This is a genomic window from Photobacterium sp. (assembly GCF_033720175.1).
Classification (GTDB): domain Bacteria; phylum Pseudomonadota; class Gammaproteobacteria; order Enterobacterales; family Vibrionaceae; genus Photobacterium.
Window position 1 is genome coordinate 53,390 of record NZ_JAWWDA010000012.1, and the last position, 22,109, is coordinate 75,498.

The window sequence follows — 22,109 nt, forward strand, 5'->3', positions numbered from 1 at the left end:
TTCTTGCACCCAAGAGATAATCTTTTTAGTATCTGTGGCTCTTAAAGAATACAGGCTCCTCAAGGATCAAATTGTGAAGCATCTAATCAGCATTTTATTATTAGCTTTCGCTGTTGTGGCCGCACCCGTGAAAGCAGAGCAGGTTCGTTATATTTCAGACGATCTGTTCACCTATATGCACCGCGGCCCAGGCACCCAATTCCGTATCATGGGTAGTGTTGATGCCGGCACCAAAGTCGCGCTACTTAAAACCGATAAAGAAGCCGGTTTTAGTCAAATCACTGATGATCGCGGCCGTAGCGGCTGGGTAGATTCAAAGTTCATTTCCTCTCAGCTTGGACTGAAAGACCGTTTCCCAGCACTGGAAGCGGAACTGAAAAAAGTCAAAGCAGCACTTGCAGAAGCAACTAAATCAAGTGATGAGCAAAATGCCGGCCTTAAAAACTCACTGAAACTACGTAATACGCAGATCAGTGAACTGGAAGAGCAGAACATTAACCTCAATAATCAATTAACGTCATCTCAGGCTGAAATTCGCGAGCTACGTGCGAAGATCGATACTCAGAAAGACGACTTGCTGATGAAGTGGTTCACTTATGGCGGCATGGTAGCTGGCGTCGGTTTATTGCTGGGGCTGATTCTGCCACACCTGATCCCGCGTCGCCGCAAGCGTAATAACGGTTGGACATAATCTGACTTTATCGGATTAACGAGACAAAAATGGCAGCCATCTGGCTGCCATTTTTTATTCTGCTGCTTTTAGTGATTCGGCGATTCCGACCAATTACCACTCAGACAATGCAGGCATCACAATATGGTAAGACTCAAAATCAAACACCACCTGACGGGGCTCGATACGGCGTAATACCACCCCGGGTGCCAACTCATCTCCTTCATACGCTTCCCTGCCATTCACTTTCACCCAGCGGCTATTCGCTGTTGATGAATATATATGGGTTTGAAAGTCGAGTGTTGGTATTCGATTCTGCACCGCGGCAGGTAAGTCACCAATGGCGATTGCGGCCTGTGCGTTATTTACATTATCTGCGGCCGTGTTATTGACCGTTTCCATCTCTTCTTGCAACGGCTCACCATCTGTCGCGGCAATCGCTGATTGCAACTGCCGTGCTAACTCCGGTGACAGCTCAGAAAGATCGAGATCATCCAGCTCCCAGTTATTTGAACCGGTATTATTACTGGCTGTATCGCCCGCTAGACTGCTACTGCGCCCATTACGCCGGCCATCTGTGGCCGCTTCATTCTGATAAGAAGTATTATTCAATGTCACCGCATATGACATTGCCCCCACAGTTAACGGTTCGGTAACCAAATTTGGGTAAGGGAGAAATTCAACACCAGGGATCTTTCCGGCGATGTCCGGCACAGCTGCAGGTGATACAGCCGATACGGCACTGCGCTCTGCCGGGATCACCGATGCTAACGACGATGATTGAGTTTGTGTTGCAGGCGTCAGCCGGGTATAGCCAATCGCACCCGCCACGGGCAAAGCGACAATCAGTACTGGCAGTAACCAGACTGGCAAACGACGAGGCCGAGTGGCTCTGAGCGAGCTGACCATAGCAGCCCCAGAATGATGGCTTGCGGCCTGATGATGAACCGAATGGCTTTGTTCTGAGCGCTCAATCGCCTTAAGCAAATTCGACATTAACGTTTCTCCGGTTGCAGCGTAGGGCCCGGCAAGTTCAGCGCGGAATCAAGCACCATCAGGGTCATAGGCCCTGCTATACCATCAGCAGTAAGATCTTGTGAACGCTGAAAGCGACGCAGGTTCGCCAGCACCGATTGATCAAAATAATTCTGCTTATTTTGTATATTGCCAAGAAAAACATTGAGCTGCTGATTCAGCCACTCAACCCTTGGGCCGCGCTGGCCATAACGAATGCTGGTCTTGCTTCCCAAGGGCGGGCGCCACAGCAGAGTATAATCCCCCTGCCAGTGCCGTTCAAACCAGCGATGTTCAACCGCAATCCGCTCTCCGCCAAACAGCAGCTCAACGGTTTTACGGTTCAAGGCGTAGATCACGGCATAGAACTCTTGCTGCTGATTGTCACGCAGCGTCACCATGACTGGCCGGTTAATAATATTAAGCTGCTCTAACCGGGTCTTGCCCTGATGACAGGTTAGCTGGATACGCTGGCTGGCTGCACAATTCGCCTGGTTAATCGCCGTCTCATACCCCCAGAGCTGATACAGGGTCTGCATGGCCTGACGCTCATAGCGACTCTGGCTGATCGCTTGTTGCAACTTCTCAGCCTGTGTCGCGACAGGCTGAGGCTGCGCCTCTGACGGTATGACCTCAACAGGTGATGTGGTGAGAGCCGATGGCGCTTGCTGAACAGAACGCTGTTCACGGCTTTCCTGGGCAAGCGAAGCCGTCTGTTGAAAATGCCAATACAGCACCCCCGCAGATAATACGGCCCCCAAGGCAATGGCGCCGCCCCAGCGTACGATACCCGAACTTCCCCCTGCATATTGACTGCCGCCGTTCTGGTGAGTCGTCGGCAGCTGCCAGTTCAGTGTATCTTCACACGCTTTGGTTACCATGGCCTTAGTAACCTGATGAGAGGCATGCTGACAGGCCAGCTGCATTGATTTATCGCACACCAGGTTGATCAGGCGCGGGATCCCATTAGTCGCTTTGGCTATCTGGCGGATCAGTGCCGGCTCAAACACCGGATACAGGCAGTCAACTGCATGCAGGCGATAACGGACATATTCCCCCACTTCAGCGGCGGACAGTGGGATCAGGTGATAGCGGGAAGTTATGCGCTGAGCCAGCTGACGCAAGCGATCTTGCTGTAATAACTGGTGTAATTCAGGCTGACCAATCAGCACTACCTTTAGCAGCTTACGACTGTCGGTTTCTAAATTAGTCAGCAGGCGTAGCTGCTCTAGCACGTCGGGCATCAGGTGCTGGGCTTCATCAACCAGCAGCAGGGTTTGCTTTCCCTGGCTGTGGTTTGCTAATAAGTGCTGATAAATCTTGTCGGTTAAGACTTTAAAGCTGGCTTCTTGCGAATAACCCAGCCCCAGTTCATCACAAATCGCCGCCAGCAAATCATGTGCCGATAAGGCGGGGTTAAGAATTACCGCAACTTGTGTTTCCTGAGTCAGACGAGAAACCAATGCCCGCAGGACGGTCGTTTTTCCCGTGCCAACCTCCCCGGTCAACAAAGCGAACCCGCCGCCGTCTGACAGACCGGCCAGCATATGCGTTAATGCTTCACTGTGCCGTTCACTGAGATAGAGGAAGCGAGCGCTGGGTACAATTGAAAATGGTGTTTCAGTTATCCCGAAAAAATCCTTGTACATACCTTATACTCTTGTACCTGATCCACACAGATCAAATTACCTGCGATGACTATCATTGTATACCTTGATGCCGTATTGCAGCGACCAATGTCGAAAAAGGTAGTCATTCAAAAATGTTATAGTGATTCAATCAGCACGATAGGAGTAAAATTTGCAGACATATCTTGTTGGCGGTGCGGTACGCGACGCCCTGCTGGGGTTATCGGTCGAAGATAAAGACTGGGTCGTTGTCGGTGCCACCCCCGAGCAAATGCTGGCGCAGGGATATACCCAGGTTGGCAGTGACTTCCCGGTGTTTCTGCACCCCAAAACAAAGCAAGAATACGCCCTTGCCCGTACCGAACGGAAATCAGGTCACGGCTACACCGGATTTGTCTGCTATGCGGCACCCGATGTCACTCTGGAGCAGGATCTGCTACGCCGGGACCTGACTATCAATGCCATTGCTCAGGCCGACGACGGGACACTGGTTGACCCCTACCACGGCCAGCAGGATCTCAACAATAAAGTCTTGCGCCATGTCTCACCAGCATTCGCCGAAGATCCGCTGCGGGTACTGCGCGTGGCTCGCTTTGCCGCCCGCTTTGCCCATCTAGGTTTTACCGTGGCCGCAGAAACCATCGCCTTAATGCAGGAAATGGTCGTCACCGGTGAGTTAGCCGCCTTAACCCCCGAACGGGTTTGGAAAGAATGGGAGAAATCCCTCTCGACCCAGCACCCTGAAATTTTTTTAACCGTCTTGCGCCAGTGCGGCGCGCTGGGACTCGTGATGCCTGAAATTGATGCCTTGTTTGGCGTACCACAGCCCGAACAGTGGCACCCGGAAATTGACACCGGCCTTCACACATTGCTGGTAGCGCAACAGGCCGCGTTATTAAGCCAGGATAAGGCGGTCCGTTTTGCCGCCCAGGTACATGATCTCGGGAAAGCGTTAACTCCCCAGGAAGAGCTACCAAGCCATAAAATGCATTGCCATACCGGGTTAAAGGCAATAAAAACGTTATGCCAACGCTTGCGGATCCCCAATGATTATCGCGATACCGCACTGATGGTATGTGCTCAGCATACTAAAATTCACCTTGCCGATGAGATGCGCCCGGCGACCTTTATCAAAATATTGGATCAGATAGATGGCTGGCGAAAACCCGAACGGGTTAACCAGCTAGCACTATGCTGCAGGGCTGATGCGCGAGGCAGAACAGGTCATGAACAGGATGAATACCGCCAAGCTGACATCTTGGTGGCCGCGTTTACCGCCGCCCAAGGTGTTGCCGTCAAGCCGATTGTTGAGGCAGGCTTTAAAGGGAAAGAGATCAAAGAGCAGCTTGCGATTCGTCGTGCTGTTGCTGTTGAGGAAGCGCTGAAACCGCTGAGATTCAGACACTAACACTGCGTCTCCGTTTCCATCAAAACACAAAGCCCGGCAACGTCAGCCGGGCTTTGTTCTTTTCACAATCGGTATCAGCACCATTTTATACGGTGATTCAACGCCGCTATGACTGGATCAGCAAATATGCAATCAAGCCACCGCCCAAGAGCAGGCGGTAGATAACAAACGGCATCATCCCCAAACGGGTTACCAGCTTGAGGAACACATGGATACAGGCATAAGCGCTGATAAAAGAAACGGCTATGCCTATGTTTAACGCCCCAAAATCGACGGGTTCGCCGCTGGTCACCAGCTTCGTGCCAAGATAGCCACCAGCCAATAGAATAATCGGGATCGACATCAGGAACGAAAAGCGGGCTGCCGCTTCACGGGTAAACCCTAAATACAGCGCTGCCGTCATGGTCGCCCCTGAACGCGACGTGCCCGGGATCATTGCGGCCGCTTGTGAGAATCCGATAAACAGCGAGCGTTTCCAATCCGTCTGATATTCATCATCCTGCTGAGTTGCACGTTTATCTACCCACCATAGCAACAAGCCAAATACGATGGTCGTACAGGCAATAACCCAGGCTGAACGCAGATACAGCTCAATAATATCTTTCATGAACAAGCCAAAAATACAGGCCGGAATCGTTGCCAGTACAATCATCCAGGCCAACTTAGCTTCTGCGCTGCGATGGCCTTTGAAGATCGATCCAATCCAGGCTGATAGCAAGGCCACCACTTCTTTGCGGAAGTACAGGATCACCGCCGCCAACGTACCGACATGCACGGCGACATCAAAGGCTAACCCCTGATCGCTCCACCCTAATATCTCGGAAGGTAAGATCAGGTGGGCCGAGCTTGAAATAGGCAAAAATTCTGTCAGCCCCTGGATCAGGGCCAGCATAAAGGCTTCAAAATGACTCATTAATTATCCTCTGTTACTAATTCCACCGGCCACAAGGCTTGAGAATGTTCAAATGCCTGCCATAACTGCCCGATGGTACGACCATCACCCGGAATCACGCGATCAGGGCAAAGCTCCGCCATCGGCCATAAAACAAAGGCAAATTTATAAAGGTCTGAACGTGGAACGGCAGGGCCAGCCTCACGTAACTCCTCACCGAACAACAAGATATCCAGGTCTAACGTTCGACTTTGGTTTTTTTGCGCATTCGGCGACCGCCCGTATTGCAGCTCCAGCTGTTTAAGGGTCTGTTGCAGACTATCAAGTGTCAGCGACGTCTCTATTTCAACCACACAATTAAAAAAATTGGGGCCGGTAAAGCCCACGGGCTCGGCTTCGAAGATTCGAGACGCCCGGTAATGTGCACCCAGTTCTCTCAGCTCAGTCATTGCAGCCTGAATATGGTACTCACGCTCAATATTGGATCCCAGGCTGATGTACACTCTGGTCACTTGCTGCCTCTCTCGATCTGAACCCCGACACCACGGGCATTAACAACCGCGCCGGGTTTGGTGACCCGCACCTTCAGCCAAGGAACAGAAAACCGCTCCATAATCAGACTGGCGACTTCTTCCGCCACCCGCTCGACCAGTAAAAAACGGCCATTCTGAATATGGTCCGTCACCGCGGTACTGACCGCGGCGTAATCCAATGCATAGACCACATCATCACTGTTTGCCGCCGGGCGATTATCGTGCGCCATTTCCAAATCGAGCACGAGTTTCTGTTTTATTTCTTGTTCCCAGTCATACGCCCCGATAGTGGTGATAACTTCAAGATGTTCGATAAATACTAAATCCATGTTCAATCGCTAATTTTGTTAGAGGTCGGATACCTAATGTGAGCAAAAGCGCGTATTATCAGGTCGTAATCGTCAAAAATTATGACATTCATTCGTCAGGTCATTATATTGCATATCAACCTGGAGTGGCACTATACCACATGAGTGAATATCTGGGATGGAACCGGGTGATTATCATCACGATAACACCTGAATGATACGGCAGCGATGTTGTCGCTAGCCCGCTGGAATTTTGCATGACGCCATTAGTTCTTCTGATCATCATTGGAGCCTACCTGCTAGGCTCTATATCGAGCGCGGTCTTAATCACCCGGTTCTATGGGCTGCCCGACCCCCGCGATTCAGGGTCAGGCAATCCCGGGGCGACCAATGTCTTACGCCTGGGCGGCAAAAAAGTCGCAACCATGGTGCTGATCTGCGATATCTTGAAAGGTATGCTGCCGGTCTGGCTCAGTTACTACCTCAACATCAACCCATTCTTACTTGGCATTATCGGTATTGCCGCTTGTCTCGGCCATATCTATCCGATTTTCTTTCATTTCCGGGGCGGAAAAGGGGTTGCGACGGCTTTGGGGGCACTGGCACCAATCGGCTGGGATCTCAGTGGGATGTTGATTGGAACATGGTTGCTGGCGGTATTTATTACCGGCTACTCATCGCTTGCTTCACTGATCACCGCACTAGCCGCGCCGATGTTAACCTGGATGGTAAAACCGGAATACACCATGCCGGTCTCAATGCTCTCTTGCCTGATTGTACTCCGCCACCATGACAATGTACGTCGTCTGCTGGAAGGTAAAGAGACCAAAATCTGGCAAAAAATAAGCCGCAAAACCAAATCCGGATCGAATTGATTAATGCGGCCCTGTCTACTTGCTGCGATAACTTAGTTGTTCACCGGCTCCAGCTGATCAATCGGCCAGCGCGGGTAGGCTTTCACCGCAAGATCGGTGGTTTCCTGATTCTTCAGGCGCTGCATGCCAGCATAGGCAATCATTGCACCATTATCGGTACAGAACTCAGTACGCGGATAAAATACCTCACCCTGCATCTTCGTCATCAGCGCCTCTAATTCCTGACGCAAGTATTTATTCGCACTTACACCGCCAGCAATCACTAACCGTTTCAGGCCAGTTTGTTTTAACGCGCGCTTACATTTAATCGCCAGCGTATCAACAACCGCCTCCTGGAAGGCAAAGGCAATATCAGCACGGGTCTGCTCATCGTCCTCATTGGCACGAATGGTGTTGGCGGCAAATGTTTTCAACCCAGAAAAGCTAAAATCCAGCCCCGGACGATCGGTCATCGGTCGCGGAAATTTAAAGCGTCCCTGGGTGCCTTTTTCTGCCAGCTTTGATAACAACGGGCCGCCAGGATAGTCCAGCCCCATCAGTTTCGCGGTTTTATCAAAGGCTTCACCTGCGGCATCATCAACAGACTCACCCAGGATCTGGTAGTCACCAATGCCTTTGACTTCCACCAGCATGGTATGCCCACCAGAAACCAGCAGGGCCACAAATGGAAATTCAGGTGCATTATCTTCCAGCATCGGAGCCAGCAGATGCCCCTCCATGTGGTGTACCGCGACAGCGGGCAGATCCCATGCATATGCCAGGCTGCGACCGATGGTGGCACCCACTAGCAATGCCCCCACCAAGCCAGGCCCTGCAGTGTAGGCCACACCATCAAGATCGGCTGGTGTTAGCCCTGCATTTTTCAACGCCTCTTTGATCAGCGGAATGGTTTTTTTTACATGATCGCGCGACGCCAGTTCTGGCACCACGCCGCCATAATCAGCGTGAAGTTTTACCTGACTGTAAAGCTCATGTGACAGCAGACCTTTTTCATCATCGAAAATTGCAACGCCTGTTTCGTCACAGGAGGTTTCGATGCCCAGTATACGCATAACAACCTCTATACTATTAGAGTGCCAATCTGATTAAATATGTCGCCCTTTCAGAGCACTTAACACGTCAGATTGGTATTTAGGGGGAGTAATTGTGGGCCATGTTACCGCCCTTGACAGAAATTAACCAGTTCATGGTTGCAGAATGCTTTACAAATGCCCCCTAATCAGATTAGAATTTCGCACCATTTTTAATCAGCTGACACTCTTCGACTGTCAGCGTTAAACCGAATCACTCTGAGGTGAGTATTACATGCCAGTAATCAAAGTACGTGAAAACGAACCGTTTGACGTAGCACTACGTCGTTTCAAGCGCTCTTGCGAAAAAGCAGGTGTTCTTTCTGAAGTACGTCGTCGTGAGCACTTCGAAAAGCCAACAACTGTACGTAAGCGTGCGAAAGCAGCGGCAGTTAAGCGTCACCTGAAGAAATTGGCTCGCGAAAACGCGCGTCGCGTTCGTCTGTACTAATCGTCAGATAACGAAAGGATCGCGTAATGACTCTGATTGAACGTCTGAAAGACGAACAAAAAGCGGCAATGAAAGCGAGAAATAAACCTCGCCTTGGTGCCATCCGTTTGGTTCTTGCAGCTATCAAGCAACGTGAAGTTGACGAAAGAATAACACTTTCTGATGACGATGTTGTTGCTGTATTAACTAAGATGGTTAAGCAACGCCGTGACTCTGTAGCTCAATATGAAGCTGCAAGTCGCCAGGATCTTGCTGATGTTGAGCTTGCTGAAATTACAGTGCTTGAAGAATTTATGCCTCAACCACTGAGCGACGACGAAGTTGCCGCTCTGCTGGATGACGCTATTGCTTCTACAGGTGCTGCCAGCATGCAAGACATGGGTAAGCTAATGGGCGTGCTAAAACCGCAGATTCAGGGTCGTGCCGACATGGGTAAAGTTAGTCAATTAGTGAAAGCTAAGCTAGGCTAAAACTAACCCAATTCTACAACAAGCCGTGCTATCCATTAGGAATGCGCGGCTTGTTTGTATTTTACCGTCAACATTTTTCAGTCTATTTTTACACTCTATTCCCATAATTATTTTCAGGTGTTACTCATTGTATGGCAGGAAAAATCCCTCGTTCATTTATTGATGATCTCATCACACGACATGACATCGTGGATGTCATTGATGCACGAGTGAAGCTAAAGAAACAGGGTAAAAACTTCGGTGCCTGTTGTCCTTTCCATAATGAGAAAACCCCTTCCTTTTCTGTCAGCCAGGAAAAGCAGTTCTATCACTGTTTTGGCTGTGGCGTGCACGGTAACGTTCTTGACTTCGTCATGGAGTTTGATCGGCTTGAGTTTGTCGAAGCCGTTGAAGAGCTTGCCTCACAACTCGGTCTTGATGTTCCCCGTGAAGACGGCGGCAAACCTTCTGGCCCACGTACTGCAGAAAAAAGAAGCCTGTATGATCAGATGGGGTTAATTTCACAATTTTACCAATCCCAACTCCGTACTCCTGATGGACAAGTCGCGATCGATTACCTGAAAAACCGAGGCCTGTCCGGTGAAGTCGTGCAAAAATTTGGGATCGGTTATATCCCCGATCAATGGGATATGGTCCGCAGCCGTTTCGGCCGGGATCCTGAATCGCAAAAATCACTTGTCACCACCGGCATGTTGATCGAAAACGATAATGGTCGTCGTTATGACCGTTTCCGTGGCCGAGTGATGTTTCCGATCCATGATCGCCGCGGGCGCGTCATTGGCTTTGGCGGCCGGGTATTAGGTGATGGAACCCCCAAATACCTTAACTCGCCGGAAACCCCGATCTTCCATAAAGGTCGCGAATTGTACGGCCTTTATGAAGTGCTGCAAGCCCACAGGGAACCCGAAAAGCTCCTGGTTGTCGAAGGATATATGGACGTCGCAGCCCTGGCGCAATTTGGGGTTGATTATGCCGTGGCCTCTCTGGGAACGGCTACCACAGGCGATCATATCCAGACACTGTTTCGCCAGACCAGTACTGTCGTTTGCTGTTACGACGGTGATCGGGCAGGCCGGGAAGCGGCATGGCGCGCCATGGAGCAGGGACTGCCCTTCCTGACCGATGGGCGACAGTTGAAATTCATGTTTTTACCCGATGGTGAAGACCCGGATTCCTGTATTCGCAGTGAAGGCAAGGAAGCATTCGAGCAACGGATCAACCAGGCCATGCCCCTGACAGAGTTTTTATTTAATACCCTGATGCAACAAGTTGATACCAGCAGCAAAGAAGGTAAAGCCAAAATCAGCACCCTGGCGGTTCCGCTGATCGATAAAGTGCCAGGTGGAACGCTGCGACTATACTTACGTGAGCAGCTCGGGAAAAAGTTAGGTTTACCAGACGAAACACAACTTCAACAGCTAATATCAAGGCAAGGTGTTGAAACTAAAAAAGTTGGTCAACCCGACATTAAGCGAACACCAATGCGTGAGGTGATCGCATTACTGATCCAGAAACCGAACTTTGTCAACAGCCTCGAATTTGACATGGCGGCATTTGAAGGAATAAACGTAGCTGGGTTAAATTTATTGCTGTCAATAGTTGATAAATGCCGAGCTAACCCCAATATCACCACAGGCCAGCTACTAGAGAACTGGCGTGGTAATAAGCAAGAATCCATGATGGCCCGTTTGGCGGCATGGGAACTGCCTCTGTCAAAAGACGAGGACAACACTCTAGATGTATTTTTAGACGCCATGGACAAAGTAATTGGCCAGTGCGTTAAACAACAAATCGAAAAATTGCAGGCGAAATCAAATACCGTCGGCTTATCAGTCGAAGAAAAGCAGGAGTTACAGTTACTATTACTGAACCGTCCTGGCTAGTATGTAGTCAACAATTAAGAAATTTGTTATAGTTAATGGTTTGCATCTCTGCACACTAAATTCTCACTCAGACCCGAAGTTGGATATCGTCTATGGAGCAAAATCCGCAGTCTCAGCTAAAGTTACTTGTCGCGAAAGGCAAAGAGCAAGGCTATCTGACCTACGCCGAAGTAAATGATCACCTGCCGGAAGACATTGTTGATTCCGATCAGGTTGAAGACATTATCCAAATGATCAATGACATGGGTATTAAGGTAGTTGAAACCGCTCCTGATGCCGATGAATTGATGATGACTGAAGATAATGCAGATGAAGACGCCATCGAAGCGGCGGCCCAAGCGTTATCTAGCGTAGAAAGCGAGATCGGTCGTACCACTGACCCGGTTCGCATGTACATGCGTGAAATGGGTACGGTAGAACTACTTACCCGTGAAGGCGAGATTGATATCGCAAAACGCATTGAAGATGGTATTAACCAGGTTCAGTGTTCAGTAGCTGAGTATCCTTCTGCAATCGCTCACCTGTTAGAGCAATTTGATAAAGTTGAAGCCGACGAGCTTCGTCTGACTGATATCATCTCTGGCTTTATTGACCCGAACGAAGAGCAAACCGCATCACCGACGGCGACTCACATCGGTTCAGAGCTAAGCGAAAGCGAACTTGAAGATGAAGATAAAGATCTTGAAGACAGCGATGACGACGAAGAAGAAGAAGAAGATACTGGTATTGATCCAGAGTTAGCTCGCGAGAAATTCCTCGAGCTACGCAACTCTTATGAAAAAATGGCGACAGCAATTACGACTCACGGCCGCCACAATGCGAAGACCGAAGTGGCTGTTGCAGAGCTATCTGAAATTTTCAAGCAGTTCCGCCTGATCCCAAAACAGTTTGATAAGCTTGTTCGCTCACTACGTGATTCCATGGATAAAGTACGCACCAATGAGCGTCTTATCATGCGTATGTGTGTCGATAACAGCAAGATGCCAAAGAAAACCTTTATTAAATTCTTTGCTGGCAACGAATCTTCAAGTGAATGGATTGATGAAGCACTTAATTCTGGCAAGCCGTATGCCGAGCGTCTGAAGAACTATGAAGAAGATCTTCGTCGCGCATCATATAAGCTGAGAATACTGGAAAAAGAATCTGGCCTGTCAATCGAACGTATTAAAGATATCAGCCGTCGTATGTCTATCGGTGAAGCGAAAGCCCGCCGAGCGAAGAAAGAGATGGTTGAAGCAAACCTACGTCTGGTTATCTCGATTGCGAAGAAATACACCAACCGTGGTCTGCAATTCCTGGATCTGATCCAAGAAGGCAACATCGGCCTGATGAAAGCGGTAGACAAGTTCGAATACCGTCGTGGTTATAAGTTCTCAACTTATGCAACATGGTGGATCCGTCAGGCTATCACTCGTTCGATTGCTGACCAAGCGCGCACTATCCGTATTCCGGTACACATGATTGAAACGATCAACAAACTGAATCGTATCTCTCGCCAAATGCTACAGGAAATGGGTCGTGAACCTTTACCGGAAGAACTGGCTGAGCGCATGCAAATGCCTGAAGACAAAATCCGTAAAGTGCTTAAGATTGCCAAAGAGCCGATTTCGATGGAAACCCCAATTGGTGATGATGAAGATTCACACCTAGGTGATTTCATTGAAGATAACACGCTGCAGCTACCAATGGATGCCGCGACAGCAACGAACCTGCGCGGAGCAACTAACGATGTTCTGGCCGGTCTGACGCCTCGTGAAGCTAAAGTCCTTCGTATGCGTTTCGGTATCGACATGAACACTGACCACACCTTAGAGGAAGTCGGTAAGCAGTTCGACGTAACGCGTGAGCGTATTCGTCAGATCGAAGCGAAAGCACTGCGTAAACTCCGTCACCCAAGCCGTTCAGACGTGCTACGCAGTTTCCTTGACGAGTAACTGCTGAAGTTTACAATAAAAAAAGCGAACCTTCGGGTTCGCTTTTTTATTTCCGCTCCAACCTTCTGCACTGCTCTCATCATTTCTCCAGCCCGGTAATCGTAATCTCTCCTTACCTAATGATTACAAGGCAATAATTTTTTAACTGCCTAAAAAGCAAACAAAACATCGCCTTTAATCGCTAGACAAGCGTCAGGTCATCCCATATAATTTCCCGCACACTGGCCCCTTAGCTCAGTGGTTAGAGCAGGCGACTCATAATCGCTTGGTCGTCTGTTCAAGTCAGACAGGGGCCACCAGATATAGAAAGGCCGAGGCGGTTAGTAACCACTTCGGCCTTTTGCATTTCTGAAAGCTGTGTAGCATATATGTAGCATTTATTTCTATCTAACTTCAGACTCTTTGCCCCTCAATCTCATCAAATAAGAATCAAACAACAAATTTGATGTACTCATCTAAATAAACTCATAGCATTCATATGCTGACTGCCTATAAATCAATAAAAAATGCCCCCAGTCAACCACAAGGCTTACTAATCAATAAATTAGAAGAATTAAGATTGACTTACAGTACCAGAAATATATTATAAAAATCCCTGGCATAAGGCGGTTCGGTCCGTCACCTCTTACAGTTGTCACTTAGTGATTGTATGCCCGACTTGGATATCCTAATTAGTTATCTCATTAATAATTTGATTAGTTATCCCTCCAAGTCATCTTAAACAAAGTCATGCGCTTGCGCTGGGCGTGTCAGGGATGGTAAGAGGAGAATAATTATGAATAATAATTGCCGCCCTGTCGAAGATAGCACTCAGCCTAAGAAGAGTTCAATGAAGAAATTCATTCAGAACTCTGAGCTTTGTATGCGTATTTATACGTATGCAGACAAGCTTGGCCTGCTTGACAAGCTAAAGGATGTGGATTTTAGCGAACTTTTTCAGTCGATTGTAGACTTTTTGTAATTGTTAGCTACGAGAAGCGTAATACACAGGTGAGTTAGGCGGTCAAAACTTAACCAGGCCTCATCTGTGGAATCTTCGACATGGCTTTTTTTAATTACTCCTCCCCCCTCGTTTGAAGGCCAACATGAATTCACCTGTAAGCTGGACTGAAAAATATGAAGTAAAGCCAGGTCGGTGGGTATATGTCCCAAAAGAAGAAACAAAACTACTCGGTCGAAAAATCATTGATGTAGTTAATAAAAAATGGACAGCTCCCGAGTACTTTTTTCACCTTAAGAAAGGGGGGCATGTACGAGCTTTAAAAGAACATACTAAGAATGTTTTTTTCTCTTGTTTAGACCTGACTGACTTTTTTGGTTCAATGAGCCGAACAAGAGTTACACGTTCATTAAAAAGCCATATAGGTTACGAGGCAGCCAGAGCACTAGCCAAAGCCTCAACAGTTCCTCACCTAAGAATGAATGAACACAGTCACTCGATACCATATGGCTTTAGTCAATCACCGATTTTAGCCACTTTATGTCTCGATAAAAGCACGTTAGGACAATGCATAAAACAGTGCCATGAAAGTAGAGATGTCACTGTTACCATTTATATGGATGATATTGTTATTTCCTCTAGTGATTCAGTCTATCTTGCAACTTGGATAACACTATTTAAAGAAGCAGCACTAAAATCAAAACTTGTTCTCAATGACTCCAAAGAATCACCAATTGCAACAAGTGTTGAGGTTTTCAATATAGAGCTATCCCATAAACATTTAAAAGTGACAGAAGAACGATTTAATTTATTTTATAAGGCTTATAACGAAAGTGATTCACTCCAACAACGTAATGGTATTGGCGGCTATGTATGGACGGTCAATCCAGCTCAAGCTAAAATGTTAGATCAATAGAAACAATAATTATCGGTTCTAAAATACACTTATTCACAGAACTCCAAGTTAAGGCGCGCATGGCACCTGAAACGCTATGCGCCATTCATGTAAGCGGGTAATGATCGCTTTGCCCGCTATCGTGACACCTTTAAGCGCCCTGACAAGCTCGCTCTCGCAATACTGGCTGGTCTTCACAGCTCCGGTATCGGTATCAACCGACAGCTCATAGTGAGGCTGGAAAGCCTGCTCTTTGCGTTTGCAGAACACACCACCCATCAGTTGGGTAAAGCTTTTCCAATCACTGCTATCAGCCGCTTCTGTAATTTGCTGGGCCACTTTTCCTTCACCCAGTAACGACTTAAGACGGCGCAGTTCACGCCAAACAGTAACGGAGCAACCACCTAATTGCTGAAACTGCCTGATACCCCAGCAAGCGGCCCATGCATCAACACGCGCTGCGGCGTTTTTAGGATCTTCGCCATAAATTCCGGAATCCAGATTCTCACCATCGATATTCTTTGAAATGTACTTAGCGATGTAGCCTGTTGCCGATCCTTTGCTCTCGTCAATCTTGACCTCGGTGAAACGATGTTGGTCTGCGCCCTTCTCTTGGCTATCTTCGCGCATGGCATACTCACGCATGATAGACGTCATGCCTTGGTAGTGTTCCGGCTCAACAAACAAGAGTAAATGCCAGTGCGGCGTTCCATCATGCTGTGGCTCTGCAACCCGAAAACCATAGAAACGGATCCCTTCACGATGTAACTTAGAACGAATCAGCTTCCATACCTCATTGAGGTACTGCTGACCATCCAACGGCGTATAACCTTCCCAGTTGGGATTTTCCATACCAGACTTTGAATAACTGCGGTGATACTTAGACGGGCAAGTAATGGTGATAAAAGTCGCAACATGACCAAGCCCTTTCGCCAACTCTTCAAAGCCCCTCGCCCTTACCATCAACTCGGCTTTACGGATTTTAGGATCAGCGACGCCTTTTTGTGACAACTCCAATAGCGAGAAGCTCTGTCCATCCTGATTAGTTGCGATGGTGTTAGCCAGGTACTCTTGCTGAAAGTGTTTCTGGTTTATCCTGGCTTTCAAGGTTGAATTGGAACAATAGATGCCCTTAATACGATTAACCTGATTGAGGTGATGATAAACCAGCTCAACATTACGGTTATGGGCTTTACGTAACTTACGAAGCCACCACTTATCATCACAAAGACGGCCTGTGATCCCTTCCATTGAATAACTTTCACGGCTTGGAGACTTCACACCTTGAATAGTAGCAAACTGTTCAAGCTGCAAAAGTGCCTCTTCTGGTTCGTTGATATGGAAACGACGAAGAGAAAGGCAAGCAGACGAAAAACTCTTGGCATCAGCCCGTAGCCCATCTTCACTGACATTAAGATTGAGCTTTTTAATAGGAATTGAAATCTTATTGGCGAGAGAATCCGTTGTTTCCCTGAGGTACGCATTGCGATCCCGTTTGCTCGGCATTGAAAGATAATGGTTAAACAGTTTCTGCTGAACAAAATCAGGAAAAGGCCGAAGACGGCCTTTTACAAATTCCTTATCGTCCCAGTCGACCACGGCAAAATTTAACCCTGTTAGCATAACGCCATCTTCCCTTTCAGCGTGATAGAGAAGCGATCCCAACGAACACCATACTTCTGAATTTCGTGGTACTTAATCAAGCCTTCACGGCGAAGTTTGCAAATGGTTGGATGAATAATTCGAGTTGTAAGGGGATGAGATAAAATCACCTTCCCTTGCATAGAGCAGTATTCAGAGCAAACATCGAACGTATGGCCTTGCTTCAACCATTCCAATACATTCTTTTGCTCTTTAGTGAGGTTATGCATAAGCGCCCCCTTCATGAGAGAGTTGATGCATTTTGCGATGGCTATCTAACCATTGGTCGAGATCTTCTTTGAGGTATCGCACAGCGCGGCCAATTTTAATAAACGGCGGGGATTCAGTGCGGTTCTTGCGTAGCCCTTCCATTCGCGACTGACGAAGGAAGGAACGGCTCATGCCGATGTAGTGGGATGTTTCTTGTTCTGTGTATACACGTTTTTCTTGAGTTGCTGACTGCATGTTTGTGTCTCCAGTTGTTTACTGAGAGACAATCTACAACTGCAAAACGTCACGTTACGCTGAGCGTGACGTTCAGCGTGATACTTTTTGTTTTCGTTCTTTCTTTACCTCTGAAACAAGGTTTTTGAAGCGGGAAAAACCTGTTGTCACTTGGGCTTCAGTACCAACACCAAAACGGATTATCTGTTCCGAATCCATTTCATCAATCACGCACTCATCATCAAAACGACGGGTTTCGGTTAACACATCTTCTTTTAAGGCATTCCAAACCTGCCTTGACCCTAAATCAGGCCAAACATCTAAGATGGAATGAATCACCACCTTGAGCGGGTTTGTCTCCATATTTGGTTTTATTGGCTTTACCGTTTGGCTTGAAAGCGAATCCTTTTGGTTAACGGTTCGGTTAGTTACGCCTAAACGTTCAGGTTGTTTTAAGCAATCAATACCAAAATATTCGGTTAATTTTCGAATATCAAACCGTAACTGTTCTGGCTTAATTTCTATAGGTTGAATACCAAGCTGTTTAACGGGTGCATCGACAAATAAAGACATCCAATCATCAAATAACTTAACCTTTTCGCCCTGCTCTAACGCTTTTTGCTGCTTTTCCTTAATATGATTCAAAGAGGCTAGTTGGTCAGATACCTCACCAACAGAGCCACACGCCACGAACAGAGATGTAGGCACATCACTTCGGTATAGTAGCTTCGAAAAGGTGCGGTTAGGCAAACCAGCGAACCGATCCCGACAATCTACGATCGCCTTGATTCGCTCTGGCTCTTGGATCTTAAACTGTTCAAGGCGAATACTTTTGCCTTCACAAAGCAACGTTTGGGATTGTTGTTTGGTTAAGCTAACTGTACCGTTATAGTCAAACAGACCTAATAAAGCATTTGTTTTGCTTACCAAGCCGAAATCTTTTCCTTCTATCCAAGCGCATAATGCAAGATCTTGGCGCTCGACAGCATCTAGTAAGTCACTTTTGGTTAGGCTGGTTATATCGGAGATCTCATCAATTCGATAGAAATTGCGCTTTATCATATGCATCAGTTATTGGTTGCAAAGATTACAAGTTATCGATTGGGTTCGATTAGCTCAAATAGACCGCTGCATAGCCGTTAAGTGACTCGCATTTATCGATAAGAATTACTCTTTGACTCAGTTATAAACTGATTACTCAAATCCATATGGCTATCGAAAAGGCGGGAGCATTGCCTTAGGACAACGAATCTAATTTTTGGTAATTTCAACGCCAAGTTCAGCCTTTATCTATCACGCTTTTGCCCCATTCCTTGCTAGGGGTGCCAATTCGCCGATTTCAACTTACTGAATAATTTTCAGTCCATTCGGGTAATAAAGGTTTGCTCGTCATCCACAAAAGCCACAAAGCCGCCGTAATAGATAAACACCCGACCACGCCCCTCAACTAGGCAGGCAAGCTGTGGGTTCAAATCTTCTTCGTTATCCTGGCTTTGAAAAGTGCCGGTATCGGTGATTACGCCGCTGAGTGTAGGCAAATATCCATAAGTGCGCTTGGCTTGATCAATCAGGTTCAATTCGCTGGCGGTAGAGAAGCAAAAGGGGATCGCACCGGCTTCTTCGATAAATATAGTTTTCAGTTCTTCAAAAGCTGTAATCACCAGCCAGTCGATGCCGTTAACATGATGGATAAACATAGAGTTTCTCGTTAATTCTGATGCGGAGATTTTATCACTATCAGGGGCAGAACGTAGTAGAGATTTAGTTGCTAAAGGCGGTAATTCTGTGCCATTTCCGGACATTCACTAAGCCAACTTGAAACACGTTTTTGCCCCATTCGGTGTTAGATCAAATACTCATTCATAAGCTGTTCAAGCTGATTTTCGATACTTGACGTAATGTGATGATGGTCTGTTTTTCCGAGAGTCAGCATCGCACGCTACTTCCAATACCTAGCGTTGCGCAAATTTTAATGGTTCTTAGCGGCATTGTTTTTTCGCTAGCTATCAGGGACAGCTAGCTTTGATTCCTCTTAGAAGAAGCATGAGTATATTGAAAATATATTCAAACATTAAATAGCCACTTGGTATGTCATATTTATAAGCATTTGATAATCATGGTAATGTTTTACTTTTGTTGATGTCGTTCACGGATCTTAATTACAGTTGCTGATATTTTTCCACCTTGTAATAATTGCTAGTTAACATTATGAAAATTAATAAACTTTTACCCTTGGTAGCTGCCATTTCTGTTTTATGTGGCTGTGTATCGGTATCTCGAACAGAAAAACCATTCCTTTACGACATAACCACTTATCCTGAGCGCGTTGAAGTAAACAAAGATAATTGGGATGAGGTTGTAAAAGTCAGCTATATGGCTAATATGCTAATGGAAAACGATAATCGCGCTGAAATCATAAAAAAGGTGACTAATTCAGAGGTTGTGAAAGAGTGGAACTCTGCACAAACTGCCACGGTCGCACAAATGTCGACAGACTTAGCTGTGGGGCAATTTAACTCTGGGGCTGGAGCGCATGTGGCAACCGCCGTATTTGCCGCTGATGTGTTGTTGGGTGAGTTCTTCGATGGTAGTGAGGACTTCGCAACAAGAGCATGGCTACCAAAAACATACAATGGACAAGAGTTAAATACTGAGCAGCAGGCTCAAGCAGCGTTAGTCGATTTTTCTATCAAGCGAGCACAAAAAGTCGCGAAGACATTAGGCTGGGAAACAACATGTATTTATGGCTGTGAATCAACACGTATTGTAATGCATTTTAAAAATACACAAGAACGCCCACTACATGCTGATTACATCTATAAGCCTGCCGAGTTTGTCATTCAAATTTCGTTCAATCCATTGATTAAATTTGATGCTCAAGATCCCATTCATGCATTAATGGGGGAACCACTTAGTTGGAAAACTAATGGACATAACTCTTATTTTGTCAAAGTGTTGAGTGGTCTTGTACACGATGAAAGTGCTGGGTTCAAATTTACCGTTGACGAAAATAATGGAGACAAATATATTTTCGCTTACAGAAACATGGGTGAAACGCATATGGGGCGCGACATCCTTCGTACTTATCACAGCACACCATACACCTTGTTTGGTTCTAATGATCAATATCCACGCGTGATCTATTACAACGGTGTGGCTTACACGTTCTTGAGTAACAGCAACACTTATATTGCGTCTGATTATCTTGATGAACCGTATCTACTGGACGGCAAAGCGCCAGTTCGAACTCCTGTAGAGAGCCAGACACAGGTTGTAGACGGTTATTAGATACAAATATTTTGGGGACGTTTTGGGTTATAGACGCCATCTCTCCGGTCTATGCGTTCTACAATATTTGGAAAAGAAGGGAGCGTTATAGCTCCCTCATTTTTTCTATTAATATTTAGCTGGTATTACACGTTTTACATCGTATAGCGTTTTTTCTTTATCAGTATCGACCACAACATATTTCATAGCAGCACCAATCTTAATGCTTCGCTTAAGATCGCTTGCAACAACATTATTCATAGTAAGTCTTTTTGTTGTCAATCTATAGTCACTCATAAGACCGATATGTTTTTTTGCTTGAGGTGGGATATTAATCGAAAGATTATTTTTAGTTTCAATATCTTCACCAACGTAGAATGATAGCGCATCTACTTTAACGAATGAATTTGTGTTGTTAACCACCACTATTTCACTGTTATCTTTAGAAACTAAAGAGATATTCCTATCTTTTAATGCAGGGAAGTAGTCTATCTTATCTGACTTTTTGTTATTAACTTGATACGTTACAGATAGTTTTTGGTTATGGCCTAAGCCAACCGATTTGTCACAACCGCTGGTTGATAGTGACCATTGACGAAATTGATTTGTATCACAATTAACCGTAAATGTTACTAGTTCTTTTTTGAATTTTATTTGCTCATTTAGAGCTTGATATAATTCAGGCATGTCTGAAAAAACGGTCCAAGGTGTAGATAATTCAATATCGACGTGTCGCTGGCCCAACCTTATTGCTTGTTTATCAAGGGTATCCTTGTACAACTTACTTTTATCAATAAAATGAATATCTAGTGAGTTCTTTAACTGCAAATATTTTTTATCAATGGCGGCATTCAGACTATCTTCATTTTCTTGCTTATCAACAAGAAATTTATCGAGTTCGTTTCGCAACTTATTCAGGTCGATTTTTGAACTGGCATCTTTTACGGCTTTCTCATATGCATCTATGTCAAACTCACTTGTATAGTGACCTTCAGCAGATAACGCCCCAAGGCCAAAAGAGAAAACAATGTAAGCGGCATTAAGGACTGTTGATTGTGCTACATCACCTGCACTTAGTGTGGATGAACGGAACAATTGATCTTTAAGTTCCTCAGAGTCACAAATTTTATTATTGGGTTTTGAGGCACTGCCTAGTAAACCTCCGGTAGAGCAGTCAATGTTTGATACAACAAATTGAGGTTGCATGTCATGGAGAGACACCCAAGGCTCTTCAGAAATTCGACTTGGAGTTTCTCCACCGCGTTTGAATTTTGAAAAGCTGTAATTACCTTTTTTATCTTTTTCTAGGTAACCATAAAGATTAACCTCTGAGAACGCGTCACTTGTCGAAATGTTGGTTGAATCATTATTTGAATTATTAGGTGTTGAAGTTGAAGAACAGGCGCTCATCAGTACACAGGCGGTTAAAACCACTGACTGTTTTAAATTCATGATATTAAATCCATATGGGTAATATTTTATTACAACTAACAACATTATAATTGCAACACATTGTTTTTAATATCTATTGTTATGATTTGTGTGATTTATGTGATTTTTTAGCTTAGTATCCAGTTTAGAGTACGACTAAATCGAGAGATGAGTGAGTTTTCACAAGTTGTAGCAAAAAAATAAATATGATCTGCTTAATAGCCGTTACTTATAAGTTAACCAAGCTCATCGGCTCCGAAAAACTCAAATTAGAAAAAATCTAAGGTTTTTGTGCCCAAAGCAGGCAGGCTAGTGAAAATTATTTATGAGGTCATTTTGACCATCCTAAAAATTT

The 22,109-nt window shown here is 46.1% G+C and carries 22 protein-coding genes and 1 tRNA gene; 11 read left to right on the forward strand and 12 right to left on the reverse strand.

Translation table 11 applies throughout. The features are described 5' to 3' along the window. The first annotated feature begins 73 nt into the window (after positions 1 to 73). Positions 74 to 691, forward strand: coding sequence for a TIGR04211 family SH3 domain-containing protein (locus tag R3289_RS13930; protein ID WP_318926297.1), 618 nt, complete (start codon positions 74 to 76; stop codon positions 689 to 691). A 93-nt stretch (positions 692 to 784) separates the two neighbouring features. Here R3289_RS13930 and R3289_RS13935 read toward each other — a convergent pair whose 3' ends face one another. After that, positions 785 to 1,666: a general secretion pathway protein GspB gene (locus tag R3289_RS13935; RefSeq protein WP_318926298.1), complete on the reverse strand. Its 882-nt coding sequence runs from the start codon at positions 1,664 to 1,666 to the stop codon at positions 785 to 787. Next, positions 1,666 to 3,333: an ExeA family protein gene (locus R3289_RS13940; protein ID WP_318926299.1), complete on the reverse strand. Its 1,668-nt coding sequence runs from the start codon at positions 3,331 to 3,333 to the stop codon at positions 1,666 to 1,668. Before R3289_RS13940 ends, R3289_RS13935 begins: the two co-directional genes overlap by 1 nt. A gap of 151 nt (positions 3,334 to 3,484) precedes the next feature. Between R3289_RS13940 and R3289_RS13945 the strand changes: the two genes are divergently transcribed. Then, positions 3,485 to 4,720, forward strand: coding sequence for a multifunctional CCA addition/repair protein (locus R3289_RS13945; protein WP_318926300.1), 1,236 nt, complete (start codon positions 3,485 to 3,487; stop codon positions 4,718 to 4,720). A 106-nt stretch (positions 4,721 to 4,826) separates the two neighbouring features. Here R3289_RS13945 and R3289_RS13950 read toward each other — a convergent pair whose 3' ends face one another. Genes R3289_RS13950 through folB form a run of 3 tightly spaced genes read right to left on the reverse strand, consistent with a single transcriptional unit; the run spans position 4,827 to position 6,474 of the window. Next, on the reverse strand, positions 4,827 to 5,633 hold the full coding sequence (locus R3289_RS13950; RefSeq protein ID WP_318926301.1) for an undecaprenyl-diphosphate phosphatase: 807 nt from the start codon (positions 5,631 to 5,633) through the stop codon (positions 4,827 to 4,829). Continuing rightward, positions 5,633 to 6,124 carry a 2-amino-4-hydroxy-6-hydroxymethyldihydropteridine diphosphokinase gene (folK, locus tag R3289_RS13955; protein ID WP_318926302.1) on the reverse strand — a complete coding sequence of 164 codons (492 nt, stop codon included), beginning with the start codon at positions 6,122 to 6,124 and terminating at the stop codon, positions 5,633 to 5,635. Before folK ends, R3289_RS13950 begins: the two co-directional genes overlap by 1 nt. After that, positions 6,121 to 6,474, reverse strand: coding sequence for a dihydroneopterin aldolase (gene folB / locus R3289_RS13960; RefSeq protein WP_318926303.1), 354 nt, complete (start codon positions 6,472 to 6,474; stop codon positions 6,121 to 6,123). Before folB ends, folK begins: the two co-directional genes overlap by 4 nt. Before the next feature lie 236 nt (positions 6,475 to 6,710). On the opposite strand from folB, the gene plsY reads away from it, so the two are divergent. Next, positions 6,711 to 7,328 (forward strand): glycerol-3-phosphate 1-O-acyltransferase PlsY, encoded by a 618-nt coding sequence (gene plsY / locus R3289_RS13965; RefSeq protein ID WP_318926304.1) that lies wholly within the window; start codon positions 6,711 to 6,713, stop codon positions 7,326 to 7,328. Positions 7,329 to 7,360: 32 nt separating this feature from the next. Here the strand turns inward: plsY and tsaD are convergent, their stop codons facing one another. Beyond that, on the reverse strand, positions 7,361 to 8,380 hold the full coding sequence (tsaD, locus tag R3289_RS13970; RefSeq protein WP_318926305.1) for a tRNA (adenosine(37)-N6)-threonylcarbamoyltransferase complex transferase subunit TsaD: 1,020 nt from the start codon (positions 8,378 to 8,380) through the stop codon (positions 7,361 to 7,363). A gap of 253 nt (positions 8,381 to 8,633) precedes the next feature. Between tsaD and rpsU the strand changes: the two genes are divergently transcribed. The 7 genes from rpsU (at position 8,634) to R3289_RS14005 (ending at position 14,992) form a co-directional block, all read left to right on the forward strand. Continuing rightward, positions 8,634 to 8,849, forward strand: a complete 216-nt coding sequence (rpsU, locus tag R3289_RS13975) for a 30S ribosomal protein S21 (protein ID WP_062691783.1) — start codon at positions 8,634 to 8,636, stop codon at positions 8,847 to 8,849. 26 nt (positions 8,850 to 8,875) lie between these two features. Continuing rightward, positions 8,876 to 9,319: a GatB/YqeY domain-containing protein gene (locus R3289_RS13980; RefSeq protein ID WP_318926306.1), complete on the forward strand. Its 444-nt coding sequence runs from the start codon at positions 8,876 to 8,878 to the stop codon at positions 9,317 to 9,319. A 131-nt stretch (positions 9,320 to 9,450) separates the two neighbouring features. Beyond that, positions 9,451 to 11,202: a DNA primase gene (gene dnaG / locus R3289_RS13985; protein ID WP_318926307.1), complete on the forward strand. Its 1,752-nt coding sequence runs from the start codon at positions 9,451 to 9,453 to the stop codon at positions 11,200 to 11,202. Between the two features lie 92 nt (positions 11,203 to 11,294). After that, the gene (rpoD, locus tag R3289_RS13990; RefSeq protein WP_318926308.1) at positions 11,295 to 13,136 is read left to right on the forward strand and encodes an RNA polymerase sigma factor RpoD; all 1,842 of its coding nucleotides are present in this window, start codon (positions 11,295 to 11,297) and stop codon (positions 13,134 to 13,136) included. 223 nt (positions 13,137 to 13,359) lie between these two features. Continuing rightward, positions 13,360 to 13,435 (forward strand) — tRNA-Ile (locus R3289_RS13995). 476 nt (positions 13,436 to 13,911) lie between these two features. Further along, positions 13,912 to 14,097: a hypothetical protein gene (locus R3289_RS14000; protein ID WP_318926309.1), complete on the forward strand. Its 186-nt coding sequence runs from the start codon at positions 13,912 to 13,914 to the stop codon at positions 14,095 to 14,097. A 124-nt stretch (positions 14,098 to 14,221) separates the two neighbouring features. Beyond that, positions 14,222 to 14,992 (forward strand): reverse transcriptase domain-containing protein, encoded by a 771-nt coding sequence (locus tag R3289_RS14005; RefSeq protein WP_318926310.1) that lies wholly within the window; start codon positions 14,222 to 14,224, stop codon positions 14,990 to 14,992. 48 nt (positions 14,993 to 15,040) lie between these two features. Here the strand turns inward: R3289_RS14005 and R3289_RS14010 are convergent, their stop codons facing one another. From R3289_RS14010 to R3289_RS14030, 5 genes are all read right to left on the reverse strand, one after another. Then, entirely contained in the window at positions 15,041 to 16,594 is a 1,554-nt protein-coding gene (locus R3289_RS14010) for a replication endonuclease (protein WP_318926311.1), read from the reverse strand. Further along, positions 16,588 to 16,842, reverse strand: a complete 255-nt coding sequence (locus R3289_RS14015; RefSeq protein WP_318926312.1) for a hypothetical protein — start codon at positions 16,840 to 16,842, stop codon at positions 16,588 to 16,590. The genes R3289_RS14010 and R3289_RS14015 overlap by 7 nt, the downstream gene beginning before the upstream one ends. Further along, entirely contained in the window at positions 16,835 to 17,077 is a 243-nt protein-coding gene (locus tag R3289_RS14020) for a helix-turn-helix domain-containing protein (RefSeq protein WP_318926313.1), read from the reverse strand. The genes R3289_RS14015 and R3289_RS14020 overlap by 8 nt, the downstream gene beginning before the upstream one ends. A gap of 72 nt (positions 17,078 to 17,149) precedes the next feature. After that, entirely contained in the window at positions 17,150 to 18,118 is a 969-nt protein-coding gene (locus tag R3289_RS14025; protein WP_318926314.1) for a hypothetical protein, read from the reverse strand. Between the two features lie 296 nt (positions 18,119 to 18,414). After that, positions 18,415 to 18,753, reverse strand: coding sequence for a hypothetical protein (locus tag R3289_RS14030; RefSeq protein ID WP_036802973.1), 339 nt, complete (start codon positions 18,751 to 18,753; stop codon positions 18,415 to 18,417). 511 nt (positions 18,754 to 19,264) lie between these two features. On the opposite strand from R3289_RS14030, the gene R3289_RS14035 reads away from it, so the two are divergent. Beyond that, a complete protein-coding gene (locus R3289_RS14035) occupies positions 19,265 to 20,344 on the forward strand; it encodes a hypothetical protein (RefSeq protein ID WP_318926315.1) in 1,080 nt (359 codons plus the stop codon). Positions 20,345 to 20,452: 108 nt separating this feature from the next. On the opposite strand, the gene R3289_RS14040 is transcribed toward R3289_RS14035, so the two are convergent. After that, positions 20,453 to 21,775 carry a hypothetical protein gene (locus R3289_RS14040; protein ID WP_318926316.1) on the reverse strand — a complete coding sequence of 441 codons (1,323 nt, stop codon included), beginning with the start codon at positions 21,773 to 21,775 and terminating at the stop codon, positions 20,453 to 20,455. Positions 21,776 to 22,109: the final 334 nt, after the last annotated feature.

What these genes read in the sequence shown, in the direction of transcription:
- R3289_RS14015 (WP_318926312.1), bottom strand. Translation starts at nt 16,842, where the DNA reads ATGCATAACCTCACTAAAGAGCAAAAGAATGTATTGGAATGGTTGAAG.
- R3289_RS13980 (WP_318926306.1), top strand. Translation starts at nt 8,876, where the DNA reads ATGACTCTGATTGAACGTCTGAAAGACGAACAAAAAGCGGCAATGAAA.
- R3289_RS14020 (WP_318926313.1), bottom strand. Translation starts at nt 17,077, where the DNA reads ATGCAGTCAGCAACTCAAGAAAAACGTGTATACACAGAACAAGAAACA.
- R3289_RS14005 (WP_318926310.1), top strand. Translation starts at nt 14,222, where the DNA reads ATGAATTCACCTGTAAGCTGGACTGAAAAATATGAAGTAAAGCCAGGT.
- R3289_RS13950 (WP_318926301.1), bottom strand. Translation starts at nt 5,633, where the DNA reads ATGAGTCATTTTGAAGCCTTTATGCTGGCCCTGATCCAGGGGCTGACA.
- folB (WP_318926303.1), bottom strand. Translation starts at nt 6,474, where the DNA reads ATGGATTTAGTATTTATCGAACATCTTGAAGTTATCACCACTATCGGG.
- R3289_RS14040 (WP_318926316.1), bottom strand. Translation starts at nt 21,775, where the DNA reads ATGAATTTAAAACAGTCAGTGGTTTTAACCGCCTGTGTACTGATGAGC.
- rpsU (WP_062691783.1), top strand. Translation starts at nt 8,634, where the DNA reads ATGCCAGTAATCAAAGTACGTGAAAACGAACCGTTTGACGTAGCACTA.
- R3289_RS14035 (WP_318926315.1), top strand. Translation starts at nt 19,265, where the DNA reads ATGAAAATTAATAAACTTTTACCCTTGGTAGCTGCCATTTCTGTTTTA.
- R3289_RS14000 (WP_318926309.1), top strand. Translation starts at nt 13,912, where the DNA reads ATGAATAATAATTGCCGCCCTGTCGAAGATAGCACTCAGCCTAAGAAG.
- dnaG (WP_318926307.1), top strand. Translation starts at nt 9,451, where the DNA reads ATGGCAGGAAAAATCCCTCGTTCATTTATTGATGATCTCATCACACGA.
- R3289_RS14025 (WP_318926314.1), bottom strand. Translation starts at nt 18,118, where the DNA reads ATGATAAAGCGCAATTTCTATCGAATTGATGAGATCTCCGATATAACC.
- R3289_RS14030 (WP_036802973.1), bottom strand. Translation starts at nt 18,753, where the DNA reads ATGTTTATCCATCATGTTAACGGCATCGACTGGCTGGTGATTACAGCT.
- plsY (WP_318926304.1), top strand. Translation starts at nt 6,711, where the DNA reads ATGACGCCATTAGTTCTTCTGATCATCATTGGAGCCTACCTGCTAGGC.
- R3289_RS13940 (WP_318926299.1), bottom strand. Translation starts at nt 3,333, where the DNA reads ATGTACAAGGATTTTTTCGGGATAACTGAAACACCATTTTCAATTGTA.
- rpoD (WP_318926308.1), top strand. Translation starts at nt 11,295, where the DNA reads ATGGAGCAAAATCCGCAGTCTCAGCTAAAGTTACTTGTCGCGAAAGGC.
- R3289_RS13935 (WP_318926298.1), bottom strand. Translation starts at nt 1,666, where the DNA reads ATGTCGAATTTGCTTAAGGCGATTGAGCGCTCAGAACAAAGCCATTCG.
- tsaD (WP_318926305.1), bottom strand. Translation starts at nt 8,380, where the DNA reads ATGCGTATACTGGGCATCGAAACCTCCTGTGACGAAACAGGCGTTGCA.
- R3289_RS14010 (WP_318926311.1), bottom strand. Translation starts at nt 16,594, where the DNA reads ATGCTAACAGGGTTAAATTTTGCCGTGGTCGACTGGGACGATAAGGAA.